The sequence below is a fragment of the Actinomycetota bacterium genome (assembly GCA_030684515.1).
Lineage (GTDB): Bacteria > Actinomycetota > Actinomycetes > S36-B12 > S36-B12 > UBA11398.
Genome location: JAUXVJ010000002.1, coordinates 233,653 through 248,486 on the forward strand (window position 1 = coordinate 233,653; position 14,834 = coordinate 248,486).

Below are 14,834 nucleotides of genomic sequence, written 5' to 3' on the forward strand. Positions count from 1 at the left end.
GTCCTGGGAGTTGAAAGCACGATCGCAAATGGCCTCTTGACTCCTGAGCGTGGCTAGGATTTGCCCATCGGCTGGGAAGGGAGGTGACCAGTGAAACTTCCACGCAAGCAACTTGAGCGCGTTCGTTCCGCATTGGGTTTCTTCCGCTGGGCGATTGTGGGAGCAGCGCTCGTTGCCGTAATGCTGGGCCACAATTCGGTTTCACCTGAAGTTCTCCTTCCGATCACCACGGTTCTGTTCTCCTCCATTGCGGTCGAGTTGATACTGGCAATGGTCCTGATGTCGCATCGACGCAAGCCGATATTTGCTCTCCTCATGACTCTGCTGCTTTGGGCTACTGGATCTTCGATGACGAGTGCGGCGCCGAGTCATTTTACTTTTCCCTCCCCGAGTGAGACTTTCTTTCTCGCCTCCTATTTAGCGCTTGCGGCCTTTATCGTCCTGGACGCGCAATCGCGACTGGCGCGCAGCATCAATTCCTGGCTCGACGCAGCAATCGTGTGCGGAGGCATGGCCAGTGTCGCGGGTGTATTCCTCATGTCGCCACTGGGTCAAAGTGTCCCCGACGACAGTTCGGTGTTCATTGCCTTGTTGTTTCCCATTCTTGACTTCGCGCTCATCATGCTTGTTGTCGCGCAGGCGCTGCTTGGCGCTCGAACGTGGTCCTTGCGCACGTTCGCTTTGATTTTGTCCTGTCTTGCACTGCTCATTGCCGATTCGACACTCGTCACAAATGTTGACGGTGACGCGTATAACTTCCCGGTAATCCTGGATGTGCTCTGGGGTCTTTGGGCAATGTTGCTCATCGAGGTCGGCCTGCGTCCGACAAAGCAACGCGCGCGAAACGACCTCACTTTGCACTGGATTCTTGTCGTGTTCAGCCTCGTAGGCGCCGTGGTGCTTCTCGCAGTTAGACCTGAAGGGCCGCTGGGTCAGGCCCTTGCGGTGACGGCAACAATTACCACGCTCGCTGCCGGAGCCCGGCTCGTTACAGCCTTAAGGGATTCGCAGGCCACCACTGATGCCTTCAGGTTGGCGCTCACCGATGATCTCACCGACCTGCCAAACCGTCGTGCTGTGAAACAGATTCTTGATAACTCGATTGCCAAGCGTGGCAAGCTCGGATTGATGCTCCTTGATCTAGACGGCTTCAAGGATGTGAATGACACCCTTGGTCACACAGCTGGGGATCAGTTGCTTATTGAAGCCGCATGGCGCATGCGGAACGCGGTGAATTCCACTTGCACCGTGGCCCGCATGGGTGGCGATGAGTTCGCAATCATCAGTCCATCGTCTGATGCCCTTGAGTTACTCGAGACTGCCAATCTCGTGCATGAAGCGCTAATGGATGTGGTGCATGTCGATGGCGTCGATCTCACGCTGAGTGCTTCAGTTGGAATCACCTTGCAGGAATCGACAGACACCAACGCGATCGATCTCTTCCGCCGGGCTGACATCGCGATGTATCAGGCCAAACTCGTTCGCAGCACCACGGAGTTCTACGACTCTGAGAAGGATGAGTTCTCGCGCCAGCGTCTGCGCATGGGTGAAGAACTGCGCCGGAGCCTTCGTGAGCACCAACTCGAAGTCTGGTATCAGCCCAAGGTCGATGTGGTCACTTGGGAGAACATGGGTGTGGAGGCCCTCATCCGCTGGCGCCATCCTGAGCACGGACTCTTGGCACCGCAGGCCTTTCTTGGGGTAGCTCGCCGCTCTGGCTTGATGGCTGATCTGACGACGTACATATTCCGTCAGTGCCTGGCGGATTATGAGGATTGGCGAAGCCAAGGCATCGAATTCGGTATTTCGATCAATATTGCTCCTCAGGAGATGCTCAGTCGGCGCATCCTTCCTGAGATGTATTCCATCCTTGAAGACTCCAATGTGCCCCCAGATGCCATCACCCTGGAAGTAACCGAAGAATCCTTCATGGCCGATCCTGATCGGGCGCACGCGGTCATTACCGAGGCGCACTTCCGTGGCCTTCGGATTTCCATTGACGACTTCGGAACCGGATTCTCGTCACTGTCATACCTACGGGATCTGCCGATCCACGAGATCAAGCTCGATCGATCTCTCGTGGTTCCTTGCCTCACCGATCAGCGCAGCCGGCTCATTGTCGAATCCACCATTTCCATGGCCCATGCTCTGGGTCTGAAGGTGGTGGCTGAGGGCGTGGAGAATGCGCAGAGCGCTGCACTCATGGCGAGCCTGGGTGCAGATCTACTGCAGGGATTCCACTATTCGCCGGCCATCGCCCAAGAGCATGTGGCGAGTTGGCTCATGACCACTACCCTGCAACCCGGCTGAACGCACTCGCCTCTTCGCGCATCGCTGCACGCTGCGCAGGTGTGCGCAAACGGAGGCTTTCCCGAGATGGCAGAGCCATTCCTTCGAGGCCTTCACCGAGGGTCAAAGTGCGGTACACGACTGGATTGGCCTTTCGGAGCAGCGTCAGTGACTTCGTGATGTCCATGTACAAGGGGCGGGTGGCTTCCGAGCCCAAGTAGGCGCCAGCCTCGACTCCAGGAAACGACGAGAAGTGTACGTCCATGAAGGAGAGCACACGACGGGCCCGCTCATCCAGCATCGCTGTGAGGGACGGAATGGCATTTGCGCGAGAAGTGGACATCACCGCATGGAGCAGCGCCATCGTGACCATTGGCGCCTGTGTGCGGTACTCGGCGCGGACGCCAAGAGTTGCAATGTCCCAGGTGCGTTCAGGGGCGATACCTACGGCTCGGGCTAGCCTGGCGCTGTCGGCATACCAAGGTGAATCGTTCACATCGTTCAGGGTCTTAAGGCCTTGAGCGCCAGGCGTGATGATCCGGCAGACGCCCACGGTGTAGCCGTTGTCGTCTGTCACGCTCACCAGGAACGAAGAATCGTCGTAGGGGCCGTACTCACCATTGAGCTCCTCGATGGTGTTGCCGTAGGCCTGCAGGAATACGGCCCGCTCGCAATCCAGAGCCGACTCAAGGAGTTCGCCGATCGGATCAACGTGAAGGGTCCACGACTGGCGACGCACCTTTGCGGCGTGATCAGCAATGTTTGAGATCGTTGCGATGGGGCTCATGACGGATTCTCCTTAGTATTCGCGATACGCGATTTGTAGAGGTCGTAATTTCTGCTGCGTGAAGTCAACTGCTGCCTGCGGCGTGAAGTATTTGCAGGTGTAGATATCTACGCTGAAGAACAGTCGAGGCTGATCCCACGCGTAGAAATGCGCGCCCGAGGTTTCCCAATGAATCCAGCCGGCCCAGCCGTACATGTCAGAACGGTGAGTAACTGGCTTGATCAGGGCAACCATGTTGAGCACCTCGGAAAGCTCGCTGAGGTACTCCTCGATTTCTGGGGCCGTGATGGGCGAAACCACCAGCCCCTCAATCACCATGCGCTGCCGATGGATCTCGGGAGCGAGATCGGCCATGGCAATTTCAGGCGACGTTTTGGCGTTCATAGGCGACAAGGTAACGGCAATTACCCCACAACGAGAAGTCACCCTCGGTTCGCGAGGCGCACTCGAGGCATGAAGTTTCTTCACCTTACCCCTTGCATTGCAGCAACTTCTAGGACCTCCTCTCAAGTATCGCAGCAACTTCTAGTGTTTCCTTTGAAATTCTGGAGCCTGCAGGAACAACGAGGGTCAAATGCGTCCCGATGCGGACGAAAGTTGCCGGAATGCCCGCCCGGCTGTCAGAGTTGGTTGAAACTGGAGAAGTGATAGCCCTCGCCGGTACTCACCGCAGACCGGACGCTTGGAAGGAAGCCACATGACCATCACCGTGCCAGCTGACCTGTTCCCCAAAGGTCCTGCGGTTGCGGCTCCCAGGCGTCGACCGGGTTCAGTGCGCCGTACCTCGACCATCGACAGCGTTTGGCCCGAAGGCATGGAGGCCAATCGCACGGTGGTGGGACGTTCCCGAGACTTGTTCACCCCCCTTGGGGGCGCGGAGCCGACAGTGCTGGCCCTGGACGAGCTGTTCGCAACCGTTGCGCCAGATCGCGGAATCGTGGCAATGCGGACACAGCCCCCCAGGGCAGCCGTTCAGCAACTCGTCGGTGTGCAAGGAGGGACAGGTTCGCGTGGCCGAGTAGTTGCTGCTGTCCCTGACGAGGTCGCGGCAGGAACACCTTTGTATCTCCTGCTTGACGATCTCTCAGGCGCGACGCTGGTCGGCAGCGTGGCCTTTCGCTTCTGGGAATCGCAGGAAGTTCAAGACGAGCGCATGCGCCAGATGAAGAAGATGGTAGGCGTGCGAGTCATGGAAGGGATCTGCGCCGGATTCCAGCCAGGCTCATCGGCATTGAATGCAGACGGTACGAACAACACGATGGGCGATACCAAGCCCGTCGCATCGATCAACAATGCACAGGACCCGTGGGCCTGGCATGAGCTGACTGATCCACAGGAGACTTCCCACCGCAGATCACGCCGAATTGACGTTTGGCTAGAAGACGACCTGCTGCATATCGAGGCCTTCTTTCAGGATTCGTTCACGACTCCGGATGGGCATCGTGAAGCAGTGCATGAGTACGTTGTGTCAGCGACGGCCAACCCGGTGACAGGCGAAGTGGTCAGCATCGGAGCGGATCCGCGCGTGCTGCCGCACTATGAGTGTCCGCTTGCCACGGTTGCGGTCTCGCGCATGGTTGGACTGCCGCTGCGCGAATTCCGCAGCACTGTCAACGAGAAACTTCCCGGCATCGACGGCTGTACGCACATGAACGACACCCTTCGTTCCCTTGCTGAAGTGCCGGTGCTCGTCACGCACTTGATGTAGTCGGTCAGGCCTTCTTGCGAGGGGCTCGCATCAATCCCTCTTGCACGACCGAAGCGATCAACGTGCCATCGGGCTCGTAGAAAAGTCCGCGAGCCAGGCCGTGGCCACCTCGGGCTACGGGTGTGTCTTGCGCAAAGAGCAGCCACTGGTCAGTTCTGATCGGGGCGTGGAACCACATCGCGTGGTCGATTGACGCCATCTGCAATTGGTCCTGCAGGTGAATGTTCGGGCTCAACGCAGTTGGCACCATGGTGAGATCAGACAGGTAGGTCAGGGCACAAGCCTGAATGAGTGGATCATCTGGAAGCTCTTGGCGGATGCGCACCCAGGCCATCCGCTCGTAACGGCCGTCCGCCATTTCCACGGCCTTCTCCTGGTCGAACAGGCGCAGGTCGATCCACTTGCGTGAAGTCTCCTGATCGTCAGTTCGAGGATCGCTTCCACTGTGCGGGCCTTGGCCCATCATCATTTCCGGAGAGCCCTCTTCCGGCGGGGGAGCAGCAGGCATCTGGAACTGGTGCTCGGGGCCGGGATCGATGGTGGAGAACGATGCGGTCATCAGAAAGATCGTTTCGCCATTTTGCACCGCTCGTACGATGCGCGAAGAGAACGAGCCGCCTTCACGCACGCGCTCAACAAGGTAGGTAATGCGGTCATCGCTCTTGCCCGGGCGCAGGAAGTAGCCATGCAAAGAGTGCACGCGTCGTTCAGGATCATCGACCGTCATGCCTGCAGCCATCACGGACTGCGCGGCAACCTGGCCACCGTAGGTTCTCAGCGCTCCACCCACGCGGCTGTGTCCTGTGAAGATGTCGCGATCAATGCGACGCAGCATCAAGCGATTGGTGAAATCCGCGTTCACAACCGGGACCGGTTCACTCAGATCACGAGTCGCGGGTGAGGAGGTCACAGGTCAATACTAGTGATCGTTCCGTTCACTCATGACCCTGCGCAGGGCGCTCACACCTCCGATGCGCTGGTCAATTCTGCAAGCTCAGCGTCGCTGAGATCCAAGGTTGCCATCGGAAGCAATTCAGAGAGTTGTTCCAGATTGCGAGCACTCGCGATTGGCGCAGCAACTGTTGGTTGCGCCAGGAGCCACGCGAGCGCGACGGCTGAGAGCGGCACATTGTGGTTCGCGGCGACGGCATCCATGGCGGCAAGCACAGCGATTCCTCGATCATCAAGCATCTTGGATGCCCCGCGCGCACGGGGGCTGTCGATGCGTTCGGCGCCTGGGCGGTACTTGCCCGTCAGGAAGCCGCTTGCGAGTCCAAAGTACGGAGCGTGAGCCATCCCTTCCTTGGCCACAACCTGGCGCACGCCATCCTCATAGTCAGCGCGCTTCATCAGGTTGTACTCGTTCTGCAGGACGCGGTACTTCGCGAATCCGTTGGCCTCGCTTATGTCGAGGGCTTCCTGCAGGCGAGCGGAGTCGAAATTGGAGGCACCGAGGTAGCGCACTTTGCCGGCTTTCACGAGCACGTCATAGGCCCCGAGAGTCTCCAACTGCGGAGTCTCACGATCATCCTGGTGGGAGTAGTAGAGATCAATGTGATCGGTTTGAAGGCGACGAAGGGAATCCTCCGAGGCCAAAGCGATGTTGTCGGCCGACAGACCCTTCCTGCTTGCCAGGCTTCCGACCTTGGTAGCGATGACCATCTGGTCGCGGTTACCGCGAGCTTTCATCCAGTTGCCGATGATTGTCTCGGATTCGCCGCCCTCAAAGCCCGGCAACCATCCGTTATAGGCGTCGGCGGTGTCAATGAAGTTGCCGCCGGCAGCTGCATAGGCATCCAGGATGTCGAAGGAGGTCGCTTCATCAGCGGTCCAACTGAAGACATTGCCACCAAGGCATAGCGGGTAGACGTCAAGTTCGGTGTCAGCAAGTTTGGCCATGCCTAGCATCGTGCCGCATATCTCTACAGCGTGTGAGCGATATCGGATCGCATGTATCGAAAGTCGGATATTTCACGCCCTTGTTCTCGCCCCAAAGACTCGTACTTGGTCACGGGGCGCCAATGTGGGCGATCCACTCTTCCGCCATACCACTGTGAACTCGCGCCGAGAACTGCTTCGATGTGGTCGGCATACGGCGACCAGTCAGTGGCCAGGTCCCAGGTTCCCCTCGGTCGGACGCGGTCAGCTATCAGGCGCACTCGCTCGGGCTGCACCAATCGCCGCTTCTGATGTCGGGCCTTGGGCCAGGGATCTGGAAAGAAACTGCGAACGGCAGCCAGTGAGCCGGAAGTGAGATTGTGCTCAAGCACATGCATGGCGTCACCGGCGATCACTCGAATGTTTGAAAGTCCTTCGTCGTGGATTCGACTGACGAGATCGCCAACGCCTGGCGTGTGCACGTCAACGGCGAGGAATCCAAGCTCGGGCTCTTGCGCGGCCATCTGAGCAGTAGTGATGCCAGTTCCGAATCCGATCTCGAGCACCACAGGTAGGCCCTCAAATAAGGCCTCCAGATCGAGTACTCCGGTTGGGGTCAGGAGATACGGGCTGTCCTGTGTCAGCCCGCGCGCTTGACGATTGGTGATGCGTCCGCGCCGAGGCTTGTAGGTCCGAACGGGCGGGTGGCCCGAATGCGTTGTCACTGGACTCCAAGACTTCTCATGTGTTCTAAGGCTTGCACATGCCGACTGAGGCAACGTCATCCGCACACGGACTCAGGCCCAGCCGCGGATATGCGATCCTGAGCGGGTGTCTGAAGTGTCATTGGAATCTCTGGACCAACTACGGCAGCGTCGCAGTGCCAAGTGGCAGGCTTTCGGACCAGATGTCATCCCAGCTTGGGTTGCCGAGATGGATTTTGCGATAGCGCCGCCCATCGCCGAGGCTCTTCATGCCGCGATAGATCGCTCGGACACGGGTTACGCGTGGCCCGAAGCCGTAGGCGAAGCACTGGCGGTGTTTGGCGCTACCCGCTGGGGCTGGCTGCTCGATGCGGCAAACGTCATTCCGGTCGCAGACGTGCTCACTGGTGTCGGCCAGACATTGATCGCCGTCACAGATCCAGGCGATGCCGTTGTCATCAACAGCCCGGTCTATCCACCGTTCTTCACGACGGTGAGCGAAGTTGCGCACCGGATAGTCCTGGACGTACCCCTTGTGTGGAATGGCGCCCGCCATGTGCTGGATTTTGAGGGTTTGGCGCGGGCATTTGCGCGCCCTGAGGTGACGGCCTACTTGTTGTGCAGCCCCCAGAATCCAACGGGCTTGGTCTTCAGCAGGGCTGATCTCGAGCTTGTGGCAGCACTTGCCGCTGCGCATGGAGTTGTCGTAGTCGCGGACGAGATTCATGCGCCCTTGGCATACCCGGGAGCCGAGTTCTGGCCGTACTTGGCGGTAAGCGGGCAACGCCCGGCAGTCTCAGTCATCTCGGCGTCGAAAGCCTGGAATATCGCCGGGCTCAAGTGCGCACAGCTTGTGACGAACGCCCCGGAGTTGGCTGCCCGCTTGCGCACTCGTATTCCGCAGGAAGTGCAACACGGAGCAGGCCACCTTGGATCAATTGCTGCCGTTGTTGCCTATACGCAGGGTCAGCCTTGGCTGGATTCAGTCGTCGCGTACCTGAGTCAGCAGGCGGATTTGCTGGGTGAGCTTCTCGCGATGCATATGCCGTTGGTTCGCTTCGAGCGGCCGATGGCCTCGTATCTGGCTTGGCTCGATTGTCGCGAATTGAATTTGGGGGAGGACCCCGCCGCGTATTTTCTTGAGCATGCGCGGGTCGCTCTGAACTCCGGGCCGACTTTTGGCCCGGGTGGAGTGGGTTTCGTGCGACTGAACTTTGCCAACTCTCCCGAATTGCTGACCGAGATCATCACGCGGATGGGCTCAGCGCTTCGATGAAGCCGTGGACTCGTGTGTTCGGGGCCGGTCGATCCCTGCTTGCGATCATCGTGTCCCTTTGCTCTGTGCTTGTGGCCTGTGCAGTCGCGATGCCAGCAGCTGCTGATAGCGGTCGCACCCTGGCTCTGGGCGACTCGGTGATGCTGGGGGCCCGCGAGGCTCTACACGAAGTGGGAGTGCAAAAGATAGATGCCAAAGTGAGCAGACAGGCAAGCACTGCAGCAGGCCTCCTGCGCGAGCGCGGATCTGGATTGCAGAGGCGCGTGGTGATTCACCTCGGCACGAACGGATCATTCACAAAAGAGATCTGTCGATCCATCATGAAGGCCGTCGGTCCGGATCGACGCGTGTTCCTAGTCAATATCAAAGTGCCTCGGCGCTGGGAGGAGTCCAACAACAAGGCAATCGATCGATGTGCTGCCATCCATGCCGACCAGGTCACGTTGGTCGATTGGCATAGGGCATCCACGCGCCACCCCCAGTGGCTGTACTCCGATGGGCTTCATCTGCGGCCCCTTGGAGCACGCGGATATGCCAGGCTCATTGCGGATGCGATCCTTGCGACGTGAGCCATCCCACGTTTGTGACGTCCTAGCCGGATTACCCCTGTGCAGTTAGTCACAAGAATCGCTTGGAAGGGCTTTTGGGGGTGTGCTTGCCCAAAAAGTGGAGCATCCTTAGTTCCGTTCCGTTACTCAATGAGGAGTGTTCATGTCGGTCCCTGGTCTTGAGAATCCGCCAACGCGAAACAAGCAATTGCTTGAGTGGGTTGAAGATATGGCAGCGCTCACCCAGCCAGCCCGCGTCGAATGGTGCGATGGCTCGCGGGAAGAATGGGATCGACTCACCGAGGAGATGGTGAACGCCGGAACCTTCATCCGGCTGAACCCGGAAATCCGCCCAAACTCCTTCTTGGCTCGCTCGAGCCCAAGCGATGTTGCTCGCGTTGAGGACCGCACCTTCATCTGCTCCCAACAGGAGCGCGATGCCGGACCAACGAACAACTGGGCAGACCCGACGCAGATGCGAGCGAAGATGACCGACCTCTTCGCCGGCTCAATGCGTGGCCGCACCATGTATGTCATCCCGTTCTCCATGGGTCCTTTGGGTTCGCGCATCGCGCAGCTCGGTGTGGAGATTACTGACTCGCCTTATGTTGTTGCCAGCATGCGCATCATGACTCGCATGGGTCAGGCCGCACTTGATGTCATTGGCGAGCATGGCGATTTCGTTCCTGCAATCCACTCCGTTGGCTACCCGTTGATTGACGCAGCCGGAAACGAACGTCCCGATGTTGCTTGGCCTTGCAATGACACCAAGTACATCGTTCACTACCCAGAGACTCGCGAGATCTGGTCATACGGGTCCGGATACGGCGGTAATGCACTGCTTGGCAAGAAGTGCTTCGCGTTGCGCATTGCATCTGCAATGGCCCGCGATGAAGGCTGGCTCGCAGAGCACATGCTCATCTTGAAGCTGACATCGCCGAAGGGCAGCGTGCGCTACATCTCCGCAGCGTTCCCGTCGGCTTGTGGCAAGACCAACCTGGCGATGCTTGAGCCAACTGTTCCTGGCTGGAAGGTTGAGACCGTCGGTGACGACATTGCGTGGATGCGCTTTGGTGACGACGGTCGTCTGTACGCAATCAATCCCGAGGCCGGCTTCTTCGGCGTTGCGCCAGGCACCGGCATGGATACCAATGCCAATGCTGTGCGCAGCCTGGATGCCAACTGCATCTTCACCAACGTCGCACTGACAGATGATGGCGATATCTGGTGGGAAGGCCTGACTCCTGAAGCGCCAGCGCACCTCATCGACTGGAAGGGCAACGACTGGACTCCTGAGTCCGGTGACCCATCGAGCCACCCGAACGCCCGCTTTGCCGCGCCTGCAAACCAGTGCCCATCAATTGCCCCGAACTGGGAAGACCCGGCCGGTGTGCCGATTGACGCCATGCTCTTCGGCGGTCGTCGTGCCACCAACGTCCCACTGGTCACCGAGTCCTTTAACTGGCAGCACGGTGTATTCGTCGGTTCGACGGTTTCAAGTGAGATGACTGCCGCAGCAGTCGGCGGTATGGGTCAGCTTCGACGTGATCCCTTCGCCATGCTGCCGTTCTGTGGCTACAACATGGCCGACTACTGGGGCCACTGGCTGAAGGTCGGAGCATTCACCACGCCAGACAAGTTGCCTCGCATCTACTCTGTCAACTGGTTCCGCAAGGACTCTGATGGCAAGTTCATTTGGCCTGGCTATGGCGAGAACTCACGGGTGCTTGAGTGGGTCGTGCGCCGCCTTGATGGCGACGCGGAGGCAGTGACCACGCCGATTGGTTTGGTTCCGGCTGCTGGAGACCTCAATGTCGATGGGCTGGACATCAGCTCAGAGAAGCTCGCTGAGTTGTTTGCAATCGATCCCAACACCTGGCTCGCCGAGGCAGACCTTACCGAGGAGTACTACCTGCAGTTCGGTGATCGAGTACCTGAAGCCCTGCATCTGGAGCTCGCGGGACTGCGCGACCGACTCAACAAGGCGTAATTAAGCCCGGTTTCGTTCAGGCCATTGTGGCGACAAGCAAGGCCTTGATCGAGTGCATGCGATTTTCGGCTTGATCAAACACGATGCTTGCTGGTGATTCGAAGACGTAATCGGTTACTTCGACTCCGTCAAGCAGGCCGAATTGATCGGCGATCTGTCGACCCACGCTCGTGTTCTGGTCGTGGTAGGCAGGCAGGCAGTGCATGAACTTGGCCTGCGGGTTGTTGGTGAGCTGCATGAGTGATGAATCAACGCGATAGGGGCGCAAGAGTTCAACGCGCTGTAGCCAGACATCCTTCTCTTCTCCCATGGATACCCAGACGTCGGTATGGACGAAGTCAACGCCTGATAGCCCTTCGGCGGTGTTGTCAGTGAGAGTGATGGTGGCTCCGCTGAGGGCTGCTCGAGTCTTGGCTAGTTCTTGAATCTCAGCTTCTGGCCACAGACTGCGTGGGGCCACGATGCGCACGTCAGCACCCATGATGGCGCCCATCACCAGCAGTGAGTTGCCCATGTTGTAGCGGGCATCTCCAACATAGGCATATCGAAGCGGACCCTCTGGAGCGTGATGCTCCTGCATGGTCATGAAATCGGCGAGCATCTGCGTGGGATGCCAACGGTCGGTCAGGCCATTGAAGACTGGCACTGACGACGCCTCAGCCAGTGCGAGCACAGTTGCATGTTCTGCGCCGCGGTACTCGATACCGTCAAACCAGCGATCAAGAACTCGCGCCGTGTCTGCGATGGACTCCTTATGTCCAATCTGTGAGCTGGCGGGATCCAGGATGGAAACCTGACCGCCCTGATCTTTCATCGCAATCTCAAACGCAAGGCGCGTTCTCGTGGACGTTTTCTCGAAGATAAGCGCGAGGTGTTTGCCAACCAGGCGCTGGCGTTCAGTGCCAAAGTTGCGTTCAGCCTTCAGCTGGACGGCAAGATCAAGAAGACCCTGCAATTCTGCAGCCGTAAAGTCTGACTCTTGAAGGAAGTCGCGATCAAGGAGTGTCACCAGCCGAACGCTAGCGGCAGTGAGGCGCAACTCCATAAATCGGGTCATCGGGTCCTGTGGGCAACTGCGGCTTACACTTTCTGCCATGAGCACGCCGCTGGATTCACCGAGCCTTTCGGGTGACACGCTTCTTGAAGAGTCGACTCGACTGAGCAATGACGATGGTGACCACGAGCGATTTGCCCATTTCGTGGAGAAAGCAAAGATTGTTGAAAGCGCAGTCACCGGCGAACCGGTCAAGGCACTGTGCGGCAAGGTGTGGATTCCGGGCCGCGATCCCTCACGCTTTCCGATTTGCCCAGACTGCAAGAAGATCCATGAGTCCCTGCCACGCGGTGGCGATTAATATCCCGCGCGCTCATCGTTCGCGTTCCACAGGCATGCGACTTTCGCTCCTCTGCCTTGCGATCGGGCTGGGTATCGCCGGGTGTGCGTCGCCTCAGCCGGCAGGGCTCCCACCTGAGCCGGTGACGGCGACCGGGCTTGCCCCCGGCATAGGAGACTGCTCTTTTGCGAATCTGACGACTCTTGACTCCGGGCGTCTAGCCGTCGCGCATGCCAAGCCCAAGCCCCCTTACTACACACAGCGTTCATTGACCGGGCCAATTGGCTTTGATGTCGATATTGCCAACGAGCTGGGTGAGGGACTCGGCTTTGAGGCAAGCCAACTCGGCTGGAGCAAACTGGATCGAGTATTCGATCGCGATGGGCATCCGAATTTCGATATTGCGATTGCCCAACTTCAGAAGCAGAAATTCAGCGCCAGCCTGGAATTCTCTGGCCCCTACTTCACTGAAACTCAAGTGCTGTTGGCGCTTCCCGACACGCCTATCACCAAAGTGACCTCAACTTCTGAGCTCGTCAAGTCGACACTTGGAGTTGTGCTGGGTTCCACGAGCCAGGCTTACGTGAGGGATGAATTGGGTCTGGATCCGGTGGCCTATCTATCGAATGCGGTGATCAAGGCAGCGATTCGCGATCGCCACATCGCAGGCATGGTTGTGCCGGTTGAAGATGTGCCGAGCATCCTTGCGACATCAAGTGAGCCCTTGGTTGTCGTGGGCCAGTTCCCTCCTGCCAGCACTGCGTTGACGTATCACGTCGCGCTTCCGATTGGCGACCCCTTGCTGGAGTGCGTTGATGCAGTGCTGGAGAAGATGAACAAATTGGGACAACTCGACGCCCTCCGTGCAAAGTGGTTTACCGACGGAGTCAGTCGCACGATCCGGTTGGTCTAAGTCGCGGCAGCGCCTCTAATCCCAAGGAGCGTTGGGCGTGGGGCGAGCCCATCCTCCTCGTGGCGCCCCTACGATTCCGTTAGGTGCGCTGAGCGCCTTTTGAACAAATATGGAGGATGTATGTCCACGGTGGATACAGGAACCGCTGAGGCCAGCGAGATTATCGAGGTCGTCAGCCGTAGCTGGTGGGTGCTGCTGTTCGTCGGTCTGGTCAGCATTGTCGTTGGAGTCTTTGCCGTATTGCAGCCAGAGACCGCAATCAAGACCTTGGCGCTGCTCTTTGCGATCTGGCTCGTCATCTCGGGTCTATGGCAATTCGTGCGCGGATTCAGCAGCGGCTTAGGTGGTGGCACTCGCGCCCTGCTCATCATCACAGGTGTGTTGTCCTTGCTCATTGGCTTCTATGCACTGCGTGCATGGTGGGAGACCGACAGTGCGCTGATCGCTGGTTGGATCCTTGCGATCTTCATCGGCATCGGCTTCTTGTTCCGGGGCTTCGCCGATCTCTTCATGGGAATTGAGCGCAAGGGCCAAGCAGGTCGGGGTTGGTTGATCTTCTCAGGAATCGTCATCATCATTGGCGGGTTTGTCGTGCTCACGGTTCCAATGACCATCGTGGCTCTTGCCTGGGTGGTAGGCATCTGGCTGATTGTGATTGGCATCTTTGAGATCATCGGTGCATTCATGGTGAAGAAGGCCGCTGCATAGCTTGAATTGTGAATGGCCCGCGGCTTTGCCGCGGGCCATTACATTTGTGTCATGGCCGCCGAGACTTCGCAGACTCTGGGCCGTGGCCTGCGCATTCTCGAAGTAGTCGCTGACGCCCCTGATGGGCTGACTGTCACTGAGATTTCTCAGACCTTGGGCATTGGCCGCACGGTCATTTATCGCCTCGTTGTCACCCTTGAGCAGCATGCCTTTCTTCGAAGGTCAGCCGACGGCAAATGCCGTCTTGGCCTGGCGCTGCTCTCCATGGGTCGCCAAGTGCAACCGGTAGTACGTGATGTGGCGCTACCAGCATTGAGGCTCTTGGCTGACGCAGTTGGCGCGACGGCACATCTCACCATTGTTGATGGCCTTGAAGCTGTGGCAGCGGTTGTCGTGGAGCCCAGCCGTTCAGATGTGCATGTTGCGTATCGCGTTGGTTCGCGTCATCCGCTTGAAGCCGGAGCGGCTGGCCGGGCCATCTTGGCCGCGCGCACTGCGGCTGGCCGTCCCTTGGATCCGCCGTGGATTCTGGCGACGAACGATGGACCCCAAGGCGCCTATGGCATTGCCGCGCCGATCAACTCAGTTCCAGGCCTGGAAGCAAGCGTGGGGGTGGTGTCATTGCGAGAATTGCCAGAGCAAGAAGTAGGTCCTCGTGTAGCGCGTGCCGCTGGCGAGATTTCACGAGCGCTTCGCTGA

At 58.6% G+C, this 14,834-nt stretch carries 15 protein-coding genes; 9 read left to right on the top strand and 6 right to left on the bottom strand.

The features are described 5' to 3' along the window. The first annotated feature begins 90 nt into the window (after positions 1 to 90). Positions 91 to 2,310, top strand: coding sequence for a bifunctional diguanylate cyclase/phosphodiesterase (locus Q8M73_01370; GenBank protein MDP2287201.1), 2,220 nt, complete (start codon positions 91 to 93; stop codon positions 2,308 to 2,310). On the opposite strand, the gene Q8M73_01375 is transcribed toward Q8M73_01370, so the two are convergent. After that, positions 2,291 to 3,076: a hypothetical protein gene (locus Q8M73_01375; protein MDP2287202.1), complete on the bottom strand. Its 786-nt coding sequence runs from the start codon at positions 3,074 to 3,076 to the stop codon at positions 2,291 to 2,293. The genes Q8M73_01370 and Q8M73_01375 overlap by 20 nt on opposite strands. A 12-nt stretch (positions 3,077 to 3,088) precedes the next feature. Beyond that, on the bottom strand, positions 3,089 to 3,460 hold the full coding sequence (locus tag Q8M73_01380; GenBank protein ID MDP2287203.1) for an S-adenosylmethionine decarboxylase: 372 nt from the start codon (positions 3,458 to 3,460) through the stop codon (positions 3,089 to 3,091). Positions 3,461 to 3,773: 313 nt separating this feature from the next. On the opposite strand from Q8M73_01380, the gene Q8M73_01385 reads away from it, so the two are divergent. After that, positions 3,774 to 4,784 (top strand): DUF2889 domain-containing protein, encoded by a 1,011-nt coding sequence (locus Q8M73_01385; GenBank protein MDP2287204.1) that lies wholly within the window; start codon positions 3,774 to 3,776, stop codon positions 4,782 to 4,784. Positions 4,785 to 4,788: 4 nt separating this feature from the next. Here the strand turns inward: Q8M73_01385 and Q8M73_01390 are convergent, their stop codons facing one another. The 3 genes from Q8M73_01390 to trmB are packed head-to-tail and all read right to left on the bottom strand — an operon-like array spanning position 4,789 to position 7,387. Beyond that, on the bottom strand, positions 4,789 to 5,694 hold the full coding sequence (locus Q8M73_01390) for an acyl-CoA thioesterase II (protein ID MDP2287205.1): 906 nt from the start codon (positions 5,692 to 5,694) through the stop codon (positions 4,789 to 4,791). Between the two features lie 50 nt (positions 5,695 to 5,744). Then, positions 5,745 to 6,683 carry an aldo/keto reductase gene (locus Q8M73_01395; GenBank protein MDP2287206.1) on the bottom strand — a complete coding sequence of 313 codons (939 nt, stop codon included), beginning with the start codon at positions 6,681 to 6,683 and terminating at the stop codon, positions 5,745 to 5,747. 23 nt (positions 6,684 to 6,706) lie between these two features. Beyond that, positions 6,707 to 7,387, bottom strand: a complete 681-nt coding sequence (gene trmB, locus Q8M73_01400; GenBank protein MDP2287207.1) for a tRNA (guanosine(46)-N7)-methyltransferase TrmB — start codon at positions 7,385 to 7,387, stop codon at positions 6,707 to 6,709. 106 nt (positions 7,388 to 7,493) lie between these two features. On the opposite strand from trmB, the gene Q8M73_01405 reads away from it, so the two are divergent. From Q8M73_01405 to Q8M73_01415, 3 genes are all read left to right on the top strand, one after another. Next, positions 7,494 to 8,642 carry an aminotransferase class I/II-fold pyridoxal phosphate-dependent enzyme gene (locus tag Q8M73_01405; protein MDP2287208.1) on the top strand — a complete coding sequence of 383 codons (1,149 nt, stop codon included), beginning with the start codon at positions 7,494 to 7,496 and terminating at the stop codon, positions 8,640 to 8,642. Then, complete coding sequence (locus Q8M73_01410) at positions 8,639 to 9,211, top strand: hypothetical protein (GenBank protein MDP2287209.1); 573 nt, start codon at positions 8,639 to 8,641, stop codon at positions 9,209 to 9,211. Before Q8M73_01405 ends, Q8M73_01410 begins: the two co-directional genes overlap by 4 nt. Positions 9,212 to 9,353: 142 nt before the next feature. Beyond that, complete coding sequence (locus Q8M73_01415) at positions 9,354 to 11,180, top strand: phosphoenolpyruvate carboxykinase (GTP) (protein ID MDP2287210.1); 1,827 nt, start codon at positions 9,354 to 9,356, stop codon at positions 11,178 to 11,180. A 16-nt stretch (positions 11,181 to 11,196) separates the two neighbouring features. On the opposite strand, the gene argF is transcribed toward Q8M73_01415, so the two are convergent. After that, positions 11,197 to 12,225 (bottom strand): ornithine carbamoyltransferase, encoded by a 1,029-nt coding sequence (gene argF / locus Q8M73_01420; protein MDP2287211.1) that lies wholly within the window; start codon positions 12,223 to 12,225, stop codon positions 11,197 to 11,199. A 49-nt stretch (positions 12,226 to 12,274) separates the two neighbouring features. Here argF and Q8M73_01425 point away from each other — a divergent pair, with 49 nt between their 5' ends. From Q8M73_01425 to Q8M73_01440, 4 genes are all read left to right on the top strand, one after another. After that, complete coding sequence (locus Q8M73_01425) at positions 12,275 to 12,535, top strand: DUF3039 domain-containing protein (GenBank protein MDP2287212.1); 261 nt, start codon at positions 12,275 to 12,277, stop codon at positions 12,533 to 12,535. 34 nt (positions 12,536 to 12,569) lie between these two features. After that, the gene (locus tag Q8M73_01430; protein MDP2287213.1) at positions 12,570 to 13,427 is read left to right on the top strand and encodes a transporter substrate-binding domain-containing protein; all 858 of its coding nucleotides are present in this window, start codon (positions 12,570 to 12,572) and stop codon (positions 13,425 to 13,427) included. Positions 13,428 to 13,547: 120 nt separating this feature from the next. Continuing rightward, positions 13,548 to 14,135 (top strand): DUF308 domain-containing protein, encoded by a 588-nt coding sequence (locus tag Q8M73_01435; protein ID MDP2287214.1) that lies wholly within the window; start codon positions 13,548 to 13,550, stop codon positions 14,133 to 14,135. Positions 14,136 to 14,186: 51 nt separating this feature from the next. Beyond that, positions 14,187 to 14,834, top strand: a complete 648-nt coding sequence (locus Q8M73_01440; GenBank protein ID MDP2287215.1) for a helix-turn-helix domain-containing protein — start codon at positions 14,187 to 14,189, stop codon at positions 14,832 to 14,834.